Origin of the sequence: Bradyrhizobium sp. BRP19, from assembly GCF_020194195.1 — a bacterium.
Lineage (GTDB): Bacteria > Pseudomonadota > Alphaproteobacteria > Rhizobiales > Xanthobacteraceae > Bradyrhizobium > Bradyrhizobium yuanmingense.
Genome location: NZ_JADYVZ010000023.1, coordinates 18,212 through 36,272, shown reverse-complemented (window position 1 = coordinate 36,272; position 18,061 = coordinate 18,212). Strand labels below are relative to the sequence as shown.

General features: G+C 66.7%; 13 protein-coding genes. 4 read left to right on the top strand and 9 right to left on the bottom strand.

Features of this window, described 5'->3' with window-relative positions; all coding sequences use genetic code 11:
• Positions 1-60 precede the first annotated feature (60 nt).
• On the bottom strand, positions 61-435 hold the full coding sequence (locus I6F36_RS34800; protein WP_085969292.1) for an Hpt domain-containing protein: 375 nt from the start codon (positions 433-435) through the stop codon (positions 61-63).
• Between the two features lie 396 nt (positions 436-831).
• Here I6F36_RS34800 and I6F36_RS34795 point away from each other — a divergent pair, with 396 nt between their 5' ends.
• Positions 832-6,600 carry a negative regulator of septation ring formation gene (locus I6F36_RS34795; protein ID WP_225135889.1) on the top strand — a complete coding sequence of 1,923 codons (5,769 nt, stop codon included), beginning with the start codon at positions 832-834 and terminating at the stop codon, positions 6,598-6,600.
• 150 nt (positions 6,601-6,750) lie between these two features.
• Here I6F36_RS34795 and I6F36_RS34790 read toward each other — a convergent pair whose 3' ends face one another.
• From I6F36_RS34790 to I6F36_RS34780, 3 genes are read right to left on the bottom strand one after another with little or no spacing between them, the layout of a single operon-like run.
• Positions 6,751-7,617, bottom strand: coding sequence for an MlaD family protein (locus I6F36_RS34790; RefSeq protein ID WP_057028765.1), 867 nt, complete (start codon positions 7,615-7,617; stop codon positions 6,751-6,753).
• Between the two features lie 28 nt (positions 7,618-7,645).
• Positions 7,646-8,428: an ABC transporter ATP-binding protein gene (locus I6F36_RS34785; RefSeq protein WP_036015555.1), complete on the bottom strand. Its 783-nt coding sequence runs from the start codon at positions 8,426-8,428 to the stop codon at positions 7,646-7,648.
• Between the two features lie 2 nt (positions 8,429-8,430).
• On the bottom strand, positions 8,431-9,564 hold the full coding sequence (locus I6F36_RS34780) for an ABC transporter permease (RefSeq protein ID WP_225135887.1): 1,134 nt from the start codon (positions 9,562-9,564) through the stop codon (positions 8,431-8,433).
• 131 nt (positions 9,565-9,695) lie between these two features.
• On the opposite strand from I6F36_RS34780, the gene dgcA reads away from it, so the two are divergent.
• Positions 9,696-10,691, top strand: a complete 996-nt coding sequence (gene dgcA, locus I6F36_RS34775; protein WP_225135885.1) for an N-acetyl-D-Glu racemase DgcA — start codon at positions 9,696-9,698, stop codon at positions 10,689-10,691.
• Here the strand turns inward: dgcA and I6F36_RS34770 are convergent.
• Complete coding sequence (locus I6F36_RS34770) at positions 10,661-11,857, bottom strand: MFS transporter (RefSeq protein ID WP_225135883.1); 1,197 nt, start codon at positions 11,855-11,857, stop codon at positions 10,661-10,663. The two genes, dgcA and I6F36_RS34770, sit on opposite strands and share 31 nt — an antisense overlap.
• Before the next feature lie 75 nt (positions 11,858-11,932).
• On the opposite strand from I6F36_RS34770, the gene I6F36_RS34765 reads away from it, so the two are divergent.
• On the top strand, positions 11,933-13,369 hold the full coding sequence (locus tag I6F36_RS34765) for a hypothetical protein (RefSeq protein ID WP_225135881.1): 1,437 nt from the start codon (positions 11,933-11,935) through the stop codon (positions 13,367-13,369).
• Positions 13,370-13,489: 120 nt separating this feature from the next.
• Here I6F36_RS34765 and I6F36_RS34760 read toward each other — a convergent pair whose 3' ends face one another.
• The 3 genes from I6F36_RS34760 to I6F36_RS34750 form a co-directional block, all read right to left on the bottom strand.
• A complete protein-coding gene (locus I6F36_RS34760) occupies positions 13,490-13,849 on the bottom strand; it encodes a hypothetical protein (protein ID WP_036015565.1) in 360 nt (119 codons plus the stop codon).
• Positions 13,850-13,934: 85 nt separating this feature from the next.
• Positions 13,935-14,426, bottom strand: a complete 492-nt coding sequence (locus I6F36_RS34755; RefSeq protein ID WP_338129089.1) for an AAA family ATPase — start codon at positions 14,424-14,426, stop codon at positions 13,935-13,937.
• 31 nt (positions 14,427-14,457) lie between these two features.
• Complete coding sequence (locus I6F36_RS34750; RefSeq protein WP_225135877.1) at positions 14,458-14,901, bottom strand: RbsD/FucU family protein; 444 nt, start codon at positions 14,899-14,901, stop codon at positions 14,458-14,460.
• Between the two features lie 165 nt (positions 14,902-15,066).
• Between I6F36_RS34750 and I6F36_RS34745 the strand changes: the two genes are divergently transcribed.
• Positions 15,067-16,890: a caspase family protein gene (locus I6F36_RS34745; RefSeq protein ID WP_225173010.1), complete on the top strand. Its 1,824-nt coding sequence runs from the start codon at positions 15,067-15,069 to the stop codon at positions 16,888-16,890.
• Between the two features lie 187 nt (positions 16,891-17,077).
• Here the strand turns inward: I6F36_RS34745 and I6F36_RS34740 are convergent, their stop codons facing one another.
• Positions 17,078-18,061, bottom strand: coding sequence for a threonine/serine dehydratase (locus I6F36_RS34740; RefSeq protein ID WP_225135872.1), 984 nt, complete (start codon positions 18,059-18,061; stop codon positions 17,078-17,080).

The window sequence follows — 18,061 nt, the reverse complement described above, 5'->3', positions numbered from 1 at the left end:
CTTTGCGGGAAGAAAACGCGTCAAAACAAGCGACTAGAGCCCGGCTCCGGACGTATCGGCTCAACGCTTCAGCATCGCCGCGATGGCAGCGCGGGCCTCGGCCACCGCCTCTTTCAGCGCGGCGAAGGCGTGGGGCCGGCCATGGCCGGTCCGGATCGCAGTCTCCAGGCTGGCAGCGGCATCAGCGACCGCAAAGGCGCCGATCCCGCGCGCCGAACCCTTGAGCTTGTGCGCAAGCGTGCCGGTCTCGGCCGGCAATGCGGTCATCGCCGCGAGCAGACGGGCCGCCTGCTCCGCGAACATGGCCAGCACTTCCTGCTCCAGCTCAGCGTCGCCGAGCGTCATTCGAGAGAGGTGATCGAGGTCGAGCGGGCTGTCGATGGGCGCAAGCGGGGGCGAAGGCATCCAGTCCATCCCTTGCAGTTCAGGCGTCATGGCGCAGGCCCCGGCTTCGCGCGACGGCCGCCGGTCCGGCGGTCAGATTCCCCTCACCCAAGCATGGAAATGGTTAACGAAATGTTTGGGGGATTTGACGCAGATCCGCCGGTTTATTGACGAAAAGTTGCCGCAATTGGCCGAGTCCGGTTGAGAATTGCGTTGATTGCTAAGGCGTTACGGCGCGATCCTGTTAACGATGATTAAGAATGTCTTAATCGCGGGCATTTCATTCGCGACGCTCTGCCAATAGGATGTTGCAGAAATTGGCGGACAAGCCGTCCGGGTGGGGACGGCTCGGAGATCCGCGCAAGCGGCATGATCCGGTCTGTGGGCTTGCGTCGCGCGCAGGGCTCGCGGGGGGACGCGTACAAGTAACGAGGGCTCGGACTGAACATGGCGAACACTCCGAAAAAGGCCAAAGACCCTACAGAAGTTGCGCTTTCTGCAATCCAGGAAGCTCTGAACATCAGCGACACCGCGGCCGATACCAGCCGCAACGCCGCAATGCGCAACGAAACGGCGCCCCCGGTGCCGCCGGCCGCGCCTCCGGCCTTCGACGAGCCGAGCTTCGAGCCGCGCCCCGCCGCCAACGAGCGCTCGACCGTGTTCGACCCGGTCGAGGAGCCGCGCACCGCGCGCCGCGCCGCCAACGACGATCGCGAGACCATCGGCCAGCTGCTCCAGGCGCTGCAGAAGGGCCGCCCTGCCCGCAGCGTCTACACCTTCGCCACCATCTTCGCCGGCATCTGGCTCGCCGCATGCGCTGCGCTGACCTTCGGCTTCCTGCCCTCGATCCAGGCCGCCATGGGCCAGAGCGGCGGCGTGCTCGTGATCGCCGGCCTCGTCGCGATGTTCTTCGCACCGGTCATGCTGTTCTACTTCCTCGCGAGCCTCGTCTGGCGCGGCCAGGAAATGCGCATGATCGCGCAGGCGATGGCGCAGGTCGCGATCCGCTTCTCCGAGCCGGAAGGCTCGGCCTCCGATTCCATGGTCACCGTCGGCCAGGCCATCCGCCGCGAGGTCGCGGCGATGGGCGACGGCATCGAGCGTGCGATCGCGCGCGCCGGTGAGCTCGAGACGCTGGTCGCCAATGAGGTCGCCGCGCTCGAACGCGCCTATTCCGACAACGAGGTGCGCATCCGCGCTTTGCTCCAGGACATCGCGCATCAGCGCGACAACCTGGTCGGCCAGGCCGAGCAGGTTCGCAGCGCCATTTCCGGCGTGCAGATCGACCTGCGCCACGACATCGCGCTGATCTCGGACGCGATCGCCTCCCGCGTCGACGAGGTGGCCAAGTCGATCACCGGCGCTCTGGAAGAGCGCGGCGCCCACATCACCCAGGCGCTGAGCAATGCCGGCGACAACATGATCCTGGCGCTCGGCGAGCGCGGCGGCGACCTGCTCGACCGTCTCGAGGAGGCCAGCAACGAGACCACGCGCGCCGTGCTCGACGCCAGCGAGCGGCTGACCACGAGCCTCAACTTCAAGACCGGCCACGTCCACGACGAGTTCGTCGACCTCGCCGACCGCGTCCACGAGATGCTGAACGAGCGCATCGACCGCATCACCGGCGAGTTCGAGCAGCGTTCCGCCGCGATCGTCGACGGCATCTCCGAGCGTACCGAGCAGGTGCACGATTCCTTGAAGAACTCATCGGACTCGCTGCTGCTCGAGCTCGAGCTGCGGTCCAACGACATCTCCGCCAAGATCGACGACGCCGGCAACCGCCTCGCCGGCCAGATCATGACGAGCGGCGACAAGGCCAGCGAAGCGCTCGACGCCACCGTCAACGCCCTGGTCGCCAAGGTCGTCAGCCAGACCGAGACCGCGCACGATTCGCTGTCGCTGCAGATGAGCGCGTTCGACGAGCTGGTGAGGAACCAGGGCACCGAGCTGGTCGAGAAGTTCGCCCGCGACTCCGGCACGCTGGGCGCGCTGATCACCCGCCACATCTCCGAGTTCGACCGCACCGTGAAGACCTTCGGCGGCGAGATCGTCGAGCGCATGGGCCAGCGCACGCAGGACATCGCCGAGACACTGAAGACCTATGTCGACGATTTCGACACCCGCTTCACGTCGAACGGCGGCCAGATCACGGCGGTGCTCGACCAGCGCCTCGCGCAGTTCGAGACCACGATCGGCGAACGCGTCGGCAATATCGACGCCTCGCTGAACGGCAAGATCGCCAGCCTCGACGGCACCATCCAAGGCCACATCAGGACCTTCGACGAGCAGCTCGTCGGCCGCGTCGCCGCGCTCGAGCTGTCGTTCGACAGCCGCGCGAAGTCGATGACCGAGACCATCGACGGACGCATCAACACGCTGGCGACGTCGCTGAGCGACGGTGCCGCGCAGGCGATCCAGTCTATCGACTCCCGCCTCACCTACCTCACGACGTCGCTGACCGGCGGGGCGTCGCAGGCCATCGAAACAATCGATGCACGGCTCAATCACCTCACGAGCTCGCTCACCGACGGTGCCTCGCAGGCCATTGAAACCATCGATGCGCGCCTCAACCACCTCACGAGCTCGCTGACCGACGGCGCATCGCAGACCATCCAGTCGATCGACACCCGCCTGACCCACCTCACGACCACGCTCACGGGTGGCGCGACGCAGGCGCTCGAATCCATCGACTCCCGCCTCACCTACCTGACCACCGCCGTGACCAACGGCGCATCGCAGGCCGTGCAGTCGATCGACACGCGCCTGACGCTGCTGACCTCGACGCTCACCGACGGCACCGCGCAGGCGATCGAGGCGGTCGACCGCCGCATCACCGGGGTTGCCGAGATCATCGACGGCCGCAGCACGCATCTGACCGACACGGTCACGGCACGCTTCCAGGAGATCCAGCAGGCCATCGAGACCAAGGTCGGCTCGGTCGCCAGCGACATCGACGTGCGCGTGGCTCAGTTCGAGGATCTGCTCGGCTCCCGCGTCGAGGCCGTGGCCGGCCGCATCGAAAGCAGCGGACGCCAGGCCAGCGAGGACATGATGTCCCGCGCCGAGATGATCTCGACCGCGATCCGCTCGCATGTCGAGGACGCCGAGCGCTCGCTCACCAACCTCGTCGTCAACACCAGCGAGACCATCCAGACCGGCGCGCGCACCGCCCAGCAGTCGCTGCTGACGGTCTCCTCCGATGTCAACGCCCAGCTTAAGATGACCTCGGCCGAGGTCGAGCAGGCGCTGACCGCAGTCGGCACCGGTGCGGCGAACTCGATCCTGACCAGCGCGCGCGAAGCGCAGTCGACGCTGGTCGCGGCCTCGGGCGAAGCCTCCACCCAGATCAAGGGGCTCGCGGCCGACGTCGAGCGCACGCTGTCGGCGGCGGGCTCCGCCACCGCAGCCTCGATCCTGGCCGGCGCCCGCGAGGTGCAAACCACCCTCGTCACCGCGTCCTCGGATGCGGCTAGCCAGGTGAAGACCCTCACCGCCGACGTGCAGCGATCGCTTTCGATGGCCGGCACCGCCACGGCGGAGTCGATCACCGCCGGCGCCCGCGATGCGCAGAGCACGCTGATCGCAGCCTCGACCGAGACCGCAAACCAGATCAAGGCGCTGTCCTCGGACGTGCAGCGCTCGCTGACGATGGCGGGCACCTCGACGGCCGAGACCATCATGAGCGGCGCCCGCGAGGCCCAGAGCACGCTGGTGACGGCGTCCTCGGACGCGGCGAGCCAGGTCAAGTCGCTCGCAGCCGAAGTGCATCGCTCGCTCTCGCAGGTCGGCCAGACCACTGCCGAGACGATCACCACCAGCGCCCGCGACGCCCAGAGCACCCTTCTTGCTGTCTCCGCAGAACAAACCAGCCAGGTCCGTTCGCTTGCGGCCGAGATGCAGCGCGCGCTGGCGACAGCCGGCGGCGCCACCATCGAGGCGCTCACCAGCGGCGTGCGCGAGGCCCAGGGCACGCTGATCTCCGCCTCGACCGATGCGGCGGGCCAGATCAAGTCGCTGACGACGGACATCGAGCGCACGCTGACCGCGGTCGGCGCCGACACCGCCTCGACCATCCTCAACAGCGCGCGTGAAGCCCAGATCTCGCTGACCTCGACCTCGGCCGACGCCGCGAGCCAGATCCGCACGATCTCGACCGAGATCGAGCGCACGCTGAGCGCAGCCGCCGCCAACGCGACCAACGACATCCAGACCAGCGCGCTCAATGCCCAGAACGCGCTGATCTCCGCCTCCAACGAGGCGAGCTCGCGCGTCAAGTCGAGCTCGGCCGACGTCGAGCGCTCGGTGCTCGCCGCCAGCTCCAGCTTCGGCCAGGCCATGACCGGCAAGACCGACGAGATCGTCACCTACGTGCAGCAGCAGGCCGACCGCCTGTCGAACATGATCGACGCCAAGCGCGGCGCACTGGTCGACGCGATTGGCTCCAAGACCAGCCAGCTCACGCTCGACATCGACCGCGTCACCTCCGACGCGCTGAAGTCGATCGAGACGCGCGGCCAGGCCTTCTCGCAGACCATGATGGGCAACGGCTCGGAAGTCGCCCGCACCATCAACGCGGCGAGCGAGGTCGCCACCAGCGCCGTCGGCAAGTCGCTCAAGGACCTCGAGCAGGCCTCGCGTTCCGCGATCGACCAGTCGCGCCAGGTCTCGATCGCGGCCGTCACGGAGATGCAGGAGACCAGCAAGATCCTGCGCACCGACACGGTTGCCCTGTTCGAGCGCCTGCGCGAAGGCAACATCCTGCTCCAGGAGGTGCTGACCGGTGCGCACGACAACCTCAACTCGCTCGAGCGGGCGCTGGTGACCCGCGTTGCCGACTTCGTCTCGGCGATGAACGACGTCACCTCGCGCAACGGCGCGGCGACGCAGAACCTGGAAGAGCAGCTCAACGTCTTCAACAGCAAGACCACGAAGGCGCTGCAGGATCTCGGCGAGCTGTCGACCCAGTTCGACAAGCATGGCCAGGCGCTGGTCGAGGCCGCGCAGGTCGTCGAGCAGAGCAACAAGAACACCACTGCCTCGCTCGCCGAACGCAAGCAGGCACTGGAATCGCTCGTCACCACGATCGACCTGCGCACGGCCGATCTCGACCAGCGGCTGTCGCGCTTCACCGGCCTGCTCGATGAATCGCTTGCCGCGGCCGAAGAGCGCGCCCGCGACATCGCCCGCGTCGTCGCCGAGACCGCCGGCGCCGGCTCGGCCGCGATCACCCGCCAGTTCGAGGCGGTGCGCGCGGCGTCTGAAGAGGAGCACCGGCAGACCATCGAGGCCATGCACGACATCTACCGCCAGACCACGGACGAGGCGGATACGATGTTCAAGCAGTCGACCGAGAAGTTCACCAACCTCGTCGCCAGCATGAAGCAGATGGCTTTGGAGATGCACAACGAGCTCGAAGCCACCCGCAACGAGCTGCGCCGCGGCGTACTCGAGATGCCGCAGGAGGCCGCCGAGAGCACGGCGCAGATGCGCAAGGTGATCGTCGACCAGATCGAGGCGCTCGCCGAGCTCAACCGCATCGTGGCCCAGCACGGCCGCGGGCTCGACGTCACCACGGCGGGCCGCGCCAGCGTGCAACGCCAGGAAGAGCCGGTGCTGGCCGCCGTCGGCGGCCGGGCTCCCGAGACCCGCATGCGCGACATCGGCAGCGCCTCGACGCTGCCGCCGCCGGACCTCGGCATGCCGGCCGGGCGCCGCACCGAAGCGCCGCCGGTCGCGCCCGGTGGCAACGACCAGGGCCGTGACGGCTGGCTGTCGGACCTGCTCAACCGCACCGACGCCAATCAGGGCGCACCGGCCGGTCAGGCTCCGCGTGGCCGCGCGGCACCCGCGCCGCAGCCGCAGGCGCCGCAGGCAAGCAGCAATCCGCTGGAATCGCTGTCGCTCGACATCGGCCGGCTGATGGACCGCAACCTCGCCGCCGAGATGTGGGACCGCTACCAGCGCGGCGAGAACAAGGCCTTCACCAAGCGCCTGTACACGCCTGCCGGCCAGAAGGCCTTCGACGAGGTCGCCCGCAAGTACCGCGCCGACCGCAACTTCAAGGGCACGGTCGACCGCTACGTCGCCGAGTTCGAGCGCCTGCTCGACGAAGTCGCCCGCGACGGCCGCGGCCCGCAGGAGCTGCGCAGCCACCTGATCTCGGAAACGGGCCTGGTCTACACCCTGCTCGCGCACGCGGCGGGCCGGCTGGGGTGAGCGGAAGCTCGCCAATGGCGAATTGCGAATAGCGAATAGCGAATGAAAACGGAGCCCTCGCGGGCTCCGTTTTTGTTTGGGATCGATCCGTGAGGAAGGCTGTATACGCTACTCGCTATTCGCCACTCCCCATTCGCGCTTTCCTACCGCCTACCGCCTCGGCGCTGCCGCAGGCTTCGGCGGCTCGGGCGGCGGGGCGGGCTGCGACGAGTTGCTGGCGCCGAACAGGACGCGGGTCGGGTTGCGGTCGAAATTGTTCACGGCGCGGCTGATGTCGCCGAGGGTGCGGCGGCCGTCGGCCATCAGAGCGCCCGAGCGCTTGTCGAAATCTTCGGCTAGCTCGCGGATCGACTTCACCGCCTGGAACAGCTCGCCGCCGTCCTTGCCGCCGGCCAGCGTGTTGAGGCCGAGCATGAGATTGTCGGCCTTGAGCATGACGCCGTCGACCTTGGCCATCACGGCGTCGATCTTTTCGGAATTGCGCGCCAGCGAGTTGGTAAAGGTCTCGAGGTTCTTCAGCGAGTTCTTCACCGATTCCTGATTGTCGGCGACGATCTTGTTGACGTTCTGCAGCGTGGCGCGGATCGCCTCGGTGACATCCTGGAGCTTGTTGGGGTCGGCCGTGAGCGTCGGGATGCCGTCCTGGTCGAGCGGCGGCGGGGCCGCAGCCTCCTCGCCGCCCTTGAGCGAAATTGCGGCGACGCCCGTGAGGCCCTGGAATTCGAGGCCGACCAGGGTGTCCTTGCGGATCGGGGCGTTGTTCTCGATCATGGCGAGTGCGACAACCCGCCGCGGGTTGTCCAGCTTCACCGAGACCACCTCGCCCACCCTGATACCGTTGAAATTGACGCTGCCGCCGTTGCGCAGGCCCGCCGCCGGGCCCTCGAACACGACGCGCAGGGGGCTGCGCTGCTTGGTGGTGTGCAGCGACTGAAACCACAGCACGAAGCCGATCGCGGCGGCGATCACCGCCAGCGTGAACGAGCCGATCAAAATGTAGTTCGCCCGCGTTTCCATCAGGTGCTCCGGCTACTCAACCCAGCTCTCAACCCATGACCGCGCGGGCGCGCTTGCCATGAAAATACTGCCTCAGCCAGGGATGCTGCGAGGCCTGCATGTCGGCGATCGACCCTGCCGCAATGATCTTACCGTTCCCTAAAACGGCGATGCGGTCACATGCTGTGTATAGGCTGTCGAGGTCGTGGGTTACCATGAAAACCGTCAGCCCCAAAGTGCGCTGCAGGGTCCGAACCAGCTCGTCGAAGTCGCCCGCGCCGATCGGATCGAGGCCGGAGGTCGGCTCGTCCAGAAAGACGAGGTCGGGATCGAGCGACAACGCACGCGCCAGCGCCACGCGCTTGATCATGCCGCCGGAGAGTTCGGACGGGAAACGCTCGGCGACCTCGGGCTTGAGGCCGACCATGGTGAGCTTGGCCATGGTGATCTCGTCCATCAGCCGCTGCGAGACGCGCAGATATTCGCGCATCGGAAACTGGATGTTCTGCCGCACGGTCAGCGAGGAGAACAGCGCGCCCTGCTGGAACAGGACGCCCCAGCGCCGCTCGACATTGCGCCGCTGCGACGCGCTCGATGAATCGAGGTCAACGCCGAACACTTCGATGGAGCCCGCGACCTTCGGCACGAGGCCGATGATGGTGCGCGTCAGCACCGACTTGCCCGCGCCCGAGGGGCCGACAAATCCCAAGATCTCGCCGCGCTTGACGTCGAGGTTGAGCCCGTCCAGCACGCGCGTTGAGCCAAACTGCACGGTGATGCCGCGGACGCGGATGATCGGGTCCTGTATCTCGCTTTGAGTTTCTCTTGCCATCGTCACATCCCGATCGAGGCGAAGAAGATGGCGAAGATGCCGTCCATGACGATGACGAAGAAGATGCCCTTCACCACCGACGCGGTGGTGTGCTGACCCAGCGATTCCGCGCTGCCCTGCACGGCGAGCCCTTCGACGCAGGCGACGATGCCGATCACGGCGGCCATCACCGGCGCCTTGACGATGCCGACGATGAAATGGTCGATCGAGATGGCGTCGCGCAGGCGCAGCAGGAAGGCCTCGGGCTGGACGCCGCCATAGAGCCAGGCCACCAGACCGCCGCCATAGAGCGCAGCCATCGCGCCGAGGAACGCCAGGATCGGCAGCGCCAGCACCAGCGCCATCATGCGCGGCAGCACCAGGACCTCGATCGGATCGAACCCCATGGTGCGAAGCGCGTCGATCTCCTCGCGCATCTTCATCGAGCCGAGCTCGGCGGTGTAGGCACTGCCGGAGCGGCCGGCGACCATGATCGCGACCAGGAGCACGCCGATCTCGCGCAGCACCAGCACGCCGAGCATGTCGACGACGAAGATGTCGGCGCCGAAGCGGCGGAAATGGAAGATGCCCTGCTGCGCGATGATGCAGCCGATCAGGAAGGTGATCAGCACGATGATCGGCACCGCGCGCCAGCAGACCTGCTCCATGTGATGCACGGTCGAGGTCAGGCGGAACGAGCGCGGATGAATCAGGACGCGAAACCACGCCGCGAGCACGGCCCCCAGCATGTCGACGAGGCCTGCCACCGTGCCGGCGACGCCGGCCACGGCCCGTCCGATCTGCTCCAGCATGCCGGAGATGGTGATCGGGTCGCTGTCGACCACGGCCGCCCCCCTGACCCGCCGCACCTCGTCCACGAGGCTGGAATAATTGGCGGAGAGCCCCGCGATCTGCGCCTCGACGGCCCCCTGGGTCAGGCTGCGGCGCAGCCGCTCGATCAGCCAGGCACCGAACGTGTCGAGCTTGGCGACCTCGGAGACGTCGATGAAGATGCTTTGCGGGGTGCCTGCGAGCTTCTCGGCGTCCGCCACCATGCGCTCCAGGACCGGCGCAAAGCTCGCGGTCCAGGTGCCGGTGGCGCACAGTGCCAGCGCGTTGCCCTTGGCAATCCGTTCCAGCTTCGGATCGCCACTCATGTCCGCTCCCGCGCCGGGGCGGAGAAAATCAGATGGTTGCGCACGCGCCCTTACCCAGAGAAGGTATCCCCAAGGGGTTAATGTTAGTTGCTAGAGGTAACTAGCAGGTTCAGATTTCGCCAGAGTTCAAAATGACTTCCAGCAAACTTGTGACCCTGGCGGTGCGAATCGAGCGCTTCCCGATCGCCGGCAGCTTTACCATCAGCCGGGGCGCCAAAACCGAGGCCGTCACGGTCGTGGCGGAGGTCAGCCGGGGCGGCCTGACCGGCCGCGGCGAGTGCGTGCCCTATCCTCGCTACGGCGAGACGCCGGAGGCGACGCTGGCCGCGATCCAGGCCATGCAGGAGGCCGTCGCGGGCGGGCTGACGCGAGAGACCCTGCAGGCCGCAATGCCATCAGGTGCGGCCCGCAACGCCTTGGATTGCGCCCTGATCGACCTCGAGGCCAAGGCGGCCGGCTTGCGCGCCTGGAACCTGCTGGGCCGCCCGGCGCCAGTGGAGCGCACCACGGCTTACACGATCTCGTTAGCGACCCCCGAGGCCATTGCCGCGGCGACCGCCAAAGCGGCGCACCGTCCGCTGCTCAAGATCAAGCTCGGCGGCGACGGCGATCCGGAGCGCATCGCAGCCGTGCGCAAGGCCGCCCCTGAGGCCGAGCTGATCGTCGATGCCAACGAGGCCTGGACCGAGGCCAATCTGGAAGCCAATCTCGCCGCCTGTGCCGCCGCCGGCGTGACCCTGGTGGAGCAGCCGCTGCCGGCAGGCCGCGACGAAGCGCTGGCGCGGATCAGGCGCCCGCTCGCCGTCTGCGCCGACGAGAGCGTGCATGACCGCAAGTCGCTTGCGCCCTTGCGCGAACGCTACGACGCGGTGAACATCAAGCTCGACAAGACCGGCGGCCTCACCGAGGCGCTGGCCATGGCCGATGCTGCCCGGGCGCTCGGCTTCGAGATCATGATCGGCTGCATGGTCGCGACCTCGCTGTCGATGGCGCCTGCAATGCTGGTGACGCCGCAGGCGCGCTTCGTCGATCTCGACGGCCCCTTGCTGCTGGCGCGCGACCGCGACCACGGCCTGCGTTATGACGGCAGCCTGGTCTACCCGCCGGACGCTTCGCTCTGGGGCTGAGCCGTGAGGCGATGCCGCGCCGACCAGATCAGAATGGCACCGGCAGCGGCCATCGCCGCCATGACGTAATAGACATTGTCGCCGATGCGGGCGTAGATCGCGCCTGATGCGATCGACGTCGCCGCCCCCAGGAGCCCGTTGCAGGCGGCGTAATAGCCCTGCCCGCGCGCGATCTGATGCGAAGACACGCGCTGCGCCAAAAGGTTCATGGTGCCGACGATGGTCAGGCCGAAGCTGAAGCCGTGGCCGAGCTGGGCGATCGCGAGCAGCACGAGCGGCGGCTCGCTCGCGGTGACGATCCAGCGCAGCACGGCGACCACGCCGCCGATCGCCATCAGCGTGGACGGCTGCAGCGAGAAGCGCGGCGACAGCGCGAACACGACGATCTCTGCCATGATGCCGAGCGTCCACAGCACCGCGATGGTCAGCCCGCTGATGCCTTGCAGCTGCCAGTTGATGGCCGAGAAGGTGTAGAAGGCGATGTGGCTGCTCTGGATCAGCGCCGCCGACGCGATCACGGCCCAGAAGTCTGCATCGCGCAGCAGCGGCTTGCCGGCATGCCGCTCCGGCGTCCTCCGCCTGAGATCGTCGAGCGGTTGCAGCAGCAGGCTGGCTGCGACCGCGACGACGGCCCAGGCCACGATGACCCAGATCAGGTCGCGCGGAGCGATGACGTCGACGAGATAGCCGCAGGCGAGCGAGCCGGCGGCAAACGCCGCCGACCCCCACAGCCGCAGGGGTCCGTAATCGAGCCCGTAGCGAGCGACACCGCGCAACGCATAGGCATCGGTCAGCGGCATCGTCGGCGTCCACACCATGCAGGTCAGCGCATAGATCAGGAACAGCGCCAGCGGCTGCTGCTGCAGGCCGACCATCGTAAATCCGATCGCGGTGGCCAGCGCCGACACCATGATGGCGGCGCGAATGGCCTGCCGCTTTTCGGCAAAGGCGGTCACTTGCGGCAGCGTGGTGAAGCGCGTGATCGCCGGCAGCGCGGCGATGATGCCGATCCAGACAGCGTCGATGCCGATCGCCTTCAGCCAGACCGGGAAGAACGGCACATGCGTGCCCAGAACCGCAAAGAAGGCCGAATAGAACACGGCGAGGCTCACGGCGAATCGCCGCTTCGTCGCTGCCGCGATGGGGATTTGTGATTCGGATTGCATCAAACCAATTGCGATTCGGTCGATATCGTGGTGATCGTTACAGTAACGCGCACTGATTTGCGCGACGAGATTGTCATGGCCAACGAAGCATTCGCCCTCTCGCCCATGTCTGCCCGCGCGGCCGCGCCGAACGAGCAGGATTACGACGCGATCCGCGAAGCCTTCATGGAGACCGCGCGCGGCCGCTGGTTCCTTGGCGAATATGCCAAGCGCAACCGCAATGCCGACACTCGCATGGTGCTGGATGCGGTCGCCAAAATCGAGGAAACCCTTGCGGCACAGCGGCAACCGATGGTCGAGGACCGCCTGCCCGAGGCGCTGGTCGAGATCCGCCGCGCCATCTGCGAGGCCGAGACGATCGCGCTCGCCGCGATCGATCCCGGCGCGATCGAGGCGAGTCTCGCGCCGATCCCGCGCGGGGTGCGCATCATCAAGGAGATCTCCTGGCGCTGGCGCGAGATCGGCGCCGACGGGCGAATCTGCGACCTCATTGATTCGCAGCTGGCCTCGATCGAGGCCGCCTGCGGGCAGATCTCGACCCTCGATCCCCGGATCGAGCTCAAGGCTGCGTTCGATCTGCTGAAGGACCGCGTCGAGCAGCTCGACGGCGACGCAACGCCACAGGCCGCTCCGGCTCCGACGCAGGAGGCGCCGTCATCAGTCGCAGCAGCCTCGCCCGTCGAGACGGCGGCGATGGCGGGCGATGCACCCGTGGCTTTTACGGAGACGCGCGAAGAGATCGCAGCAGCTCCGGAACTCGATGCGGCCGTCGAAGCAGCGGCCGTCGCTGAAACCGCCGCCATGGCCGAGCAGGCGATGGACGCGGCTGCCGCACAGGAGATCGCGGCCGAAAGCCAGATCCCTGCCGAAAGCGCGGCGCTCGAAAACGGCGCGCCTGATGATGCCGAGCTCGAAGCCGTCGCGTTTGAAGAGCCGGCCGCTCAGCCGGAGGTCTTGACGGAAGCAAGCGAGGAGTTCGCACGCGAGGAGTTCGCACTCGACGCCGCAGCCGAGGCCGAGGACGAAGCCATCCTCGAGGCCATCGCGATGGAGATGGCCGCGCCCGATCCCGACTTCGACGAGATCATCGAGCCGGTGGAGATGGCAGCCGCGACGCCGGAGCCGGCGCTCTCGGATGTCGTGGCGCCCATTGCCACCGAACAGCCGGAGCCGGTCGCAGCTGAGCCTGTCCTCGCAGCCATCGCCGAAGAGCCCGCGGACGCGCCGATCGCGCTGGACTCGCTCGCGCGCCTCACCGACGCCATCGCGGAAGCCGCCGCCGAGGTGATGGAGCAGCAGGCGCCGGCCATGGCGGCCACCGCATCAATGGCGGCAGCCCCGACCGCGACCCTGCCGATGCCCTCGCCCCTGCCCGCATCGATGTCCGACGTCTCGCTCGGCGCCACCATCCTCGCCAGCGGCATCCTGCAAAAACCCCGCGCACCGGCCAACGACCCCCTCGCCCCGATCCGCCGCATGACCCAGGCCGAGAAGATCGCGTTCTTTTCGTAAGGGGCGCGCACTCCCCCACACCGTCATTGCGAGCGGAGCGAAGCAATCCAGGCTGTCTTCGCGATGGGATTCTGGATTGCTTCGCTGCGCTCGCAATGACGCGTAGGCGACGTCAGCGCCTCACCCGCAATTCCAGATCGGACCGATCGGCGTGCGCGTCCAGCACGGGCCATAGCTGCCGCCGTTGTAGCGGCCGCCGTTGAATCCGGGGCGACCGAAATAGTGCCACTCGCCGTCCCAGCGATAATATTGCGGAACCGGGTCGATGTACCAATGGCGCCGGTCGGCGCGCGACAGGCGGCGCATGGCGTCTTTCTGCTTGTAGAGCGGGATGCTGTTGCTGAGCGGCTGCCGATAGCCCGGCAGGAAGCCGTAGCCCTTCCAGACCGGCTTGGGGCGCTTTTGCACGGGCTCGGCCGGTGCCACAGCCGGCAGCAGCGACAGGACGACAGCAACGAAGAGACACAGAAGGCGAGACATGAATCGACGATAGACAGGCGGATGCGAGAAGGCCACTCAAATTCGAGTGCGAGGCGTTTCGTCCCAGCAAACGCCAGTAAGACGACTAGCCGATCTTGTCGCGCACATGCGCTTCAACGCCGTCCAGGACATGATCGAGCGAACTCTCGGCCGTATCGAGCACCAAGCGCTCCCGATCCCACGGCTCGTAAGTCAGGCTCACGACGTCATCCCAGGTTGGGACCCTGTGACCGTCAATGTCAGGCAGCCGGATTTCCACGCGCTGCCGGTGTAACGCCGGTTCGCTGCAAATCACTTCAATCTCGACGATGCGTGCGCCGGTTCGCAAGGCAGTCTGCCGCCATCCGGCGCGGCTTGCCAGCACGGGATTGACGCAGTCCGCGATGACGATGCGCCCGAGCTTGAGGTTTTCGGCGGCGAGCGTGTTGGCAACGGCATAGCCGGCTGCGCCGACGATGAAACCTGCGTCCCGCAATGGCTGCTCGATCGCATCGATACGAAGATAGGTCGCCGCCAGCCTGACGGTGAGTTCGCGAGCGATCGTCGTCTTACCGGTACCTGGAAGGCCGCCGAACACGATCAGTGAGGATGGATGCTTCATGATATTCCTAGCCGATCACACCCTTGCGGATCAGGAAGCAACCATAGCCCCTGCTGTCGCCGACCTGCACGACGCCGAAGCCAGCCGCTGCCGCGCGATAGAAGTCGGGACGCGCGAGCTTGCCGGGCGTGACCGGCCGGCCAGCGGCACGCGCGATCTCCGCGAGCACCGCGCGCTGCACCTCGGGCACGCGGTCGGGATCGTCGATCGGCATCATCACACGCACCGGATCGGGATCGAAATCGTCGAGCGGATAGACCGACATGATGGCCCGGATGGCAGTTTCCATCGTCATGCCCGGCAATTGGATCAGGCGCTGCGACGAGGTGCTCTGCGCGATCCGGGTGGCGGGGTGATTGGCGTCGACGAACACGAGGTCGTCGCCATGGCCCATCGCGGCGAGCAGCCAGAGCAAATCGGGGGTGAGGATCGGATCGATCGATTTCAGCATGTGGCGGACGTCCTCCCAATCGATCGCTAACCATAACAGGTTCCGAGCGTGATTCAGATCACGGAGGCCAGCATGGTGACAGGGATCACGGACCGCAAGGGTCGAACGCGGCCAAGCTTGCGCGCAACCAATCTCGCATCGAGATGAGTGCCAAAGGAGCACGCCATGTTCCGCCTAAAGCCCTTTTTCATGACGGCGAGCCTGCTGGGAAGCCTGTTCGGCTTCGCCTGCGGGCCCGTTTCCGCGCAAGTCGCCCCCGTGCAGCCTGCCCCCACCGCGCTGCAAGGCCCGGAGCAGCGGGTGGCGCTGGTGATCGGCAATGCCAACTACCAGAACGCGCCGCAGCTTGCGAATCCCGACGATGACGCCCAGTCGATGGCGCAGTTCCTGAACTCCGCCGGGTTCGAAGTGGTCGCCGCGACCGACTTGACCCAGAACGACATGCTCCGCGTCGTCCAGGACTTCTCCGCCAAGGTCGCCTCGCGCGGTCCGAACACGGTGGCGATGGTCTATTACGCCGGTCACGGCGTGCAGCTCGCCGGCGAGAACTATCTCGTTCCGGTCGACGCCAAGGTTTCCAGCCCGACCGAGCTGGTCAACAATTCGCTGCGCCTCGTCGACGTGATGTCGACGCTGGAGACGATCCCGAGCCGCATGCGCATCGTCATCCTCGATGCCTGCCGCAACAACCCTTTCCCTGAAATCAACGACGCCGGCCGTGGCCTTGCCATCGTCGATGCGCCGAACGGCTCGATCGTCGGCTACTCGACCGCGCCAGGTGCCGAGGCGCTCGACGGCACCAATGGCCACAGCCCGTACACACAGGCGTTCCTGAACGTCGCGCGCGAGCCCAACGTGCCGATCGAGCAGCTGTTCAAGCGCGTGCGCCTGCAGGTCAACCAGACCACCAGCGGCGCGCAGATTCCGTGGGAGAGCTCGTCATTGACGAGCGACTTCACCTTCTTCGGTGACACCGCCGTTGCCGCCAACCGCGCGCCGGTGAAAGCGCCGGTCGTGCAGATGGCCTCCAATTTGCCGAGCCGCTCCACCCGCCAGGCCTATGACTACGTCGTGTCCGAGGGCCGGCCGGAGTACTATCAGGAGTTCATCCGGATGTACCCGCACGACCCGCTGTGCGACCACATCCGCTGGCTGCTCAACAACATCCTGATCTCGCAGGCCTGGCACAAGGCGGTGCTCGCCAACTCGCCGCTCGCCTACAAGAGCTTCTATGACAGCTACGGCAACAGCCCCTATGCGCAGGTCGCGCTGAAGCTGCAGGTGCAGCCGAAGCAGATCCCCCTGATGCAGGCGACCAAGTTCCTGGCGCCGCAGACCATTGCTCCGACGATCAAGATCGGCAATCTCGGCCAGCCCAAATACATGCCGCTGATGCAGCAGGGCAATGGCGCGCAGGTGAACGGCAATCTGCCTGTCGTGCAGAAGCCGCTCGACGGTAACGTCCTCGGCAAGCTCGGCAATGGCGGCCAGATCGTCACCCTGCCTGCCGGCAACAACCAGCCGAACCCGCAGAACGGCACGCCGCCGCAGACCCCGAGCAAGATCGTCACGCTGCCTGCGCCGACCAACACGGTCAACGGCAAGGTCGGCATCGGCAAGATCGTGACCCTGCCTGCGACCAGCAAGCCGCAGAACGGCGGCAACAATGCCGGCAACGGCTCTCCGCCCAAGATCGTGAGCATGCCGGTGAATGTCGGCAAAGGCAGCACCAAGATCGACGTGAAGCCGGCCAACGTTCAGACGCAGAACCAGCCGATCCGCGTCAACAACGGCAACACCGGCATCGTGAGGCCCAACATTAGCCCGGTCAACAAGGTGCAGGTGCAGACCAACGTGCAGACGAGCCGTCCGCAGCTCAACACGGTGCCGAACCGCATGGTCAGCAGCAACAACAACTTCCGGCAGTCGATGAACCAAGCGCCGAGCATGAACAATGGCGGCAACCGTCGCGGCGGCTTCACGCACTGATTGCGGCGAGCGAGACGACAAAGGGGCAGAGCGGAAACGCTCTGCCCCTTCTTCATGTCTGTTCTTGGTCATTCCGGGATGCGCCGTAAGGCGCAGGCCCGGAATCCATACTCCCGATCGTGGTTATGGATTCTCAGATGCGCAATTGCGCATCATAGCTCTCGCTGCGCGAGCCCCGGAATGACGATCAGGCCACCAGCTCCGCGAACAGATCCGCATCGACATTGCCGCCTGACAGCACGATGACGACGTTCTTGCCGGCCACATCAAGGCGGCCCGCGAGAAGCGCAGCAAGCCCCACCGCGCCGCCGGGCTCCACCACCAGCTTCAGCTCGCGATAGGCAAAGGCGACCGCCGCGCCGACTTCCTTGTCCGACGCCGTGACGCCGCGCGCCAAGAGCTTGCTGTTGATCGCAAACGTCATCTCGCCCGGCATCAGGGCCATCAGCGCATCGCAGATGGTGCGGCCGGCCGGCGGATGCGGCTCGCGATGGCCTGCGCTGAGTGAAATGCCGTGATCGTCGAAGGCCTCGGGCTCGGCGACCACGATCTCGGCTTGCGGATAGCGCGCCTTCACGGCGGTCGCGACACCCGCGATCAAGCCGCCGCCGGAGGCCGGCGCCACCACGATGTCGGGGCCGAGGCCGAGCGTTGCCATGTCCTCGGCGATCTCGCGGCCGGCGGTGCCCTGCCCTGCGATCACGAACGGATCGTCGTAGGGTTTGACCAGCGTCGCGCCGCGCTTCTCGGCAATGCCGCGCGAGATCGCCTCGCGGTCCTCGTTATAGCGATCATACAGCACGACCTCGGCGCCGTAGGATTTGGTGCGCTCGCGCTTCGACAGCGGCGCATCCGCTGGCATCACGATGGTGGCCTGCATGTCCAGGATCTTTGCCGCCGCCGCCACGCCCTGGGCGTGGTTGCCGGAGGAGAACGCAACGACGCCGCCGGCGCGCTTGTCCTGCGGGATCGAGAACACCTTGTTGAAGGCGCCGCGGAACTTGAACGAGCCGGTGCGCTGAAGCATCTCCGGCTTCAGGAACACCTTCGCACCGACGCGCTCGTTGAGCACGGGGAAGGACAACAGCGGGGTGCGGATGGCGTAAGGCGCGATCACGCGCGCTGCGGCATCGATGTCGGCAGGGCCGACCGGAAGGGCCTGTTCGGTCAT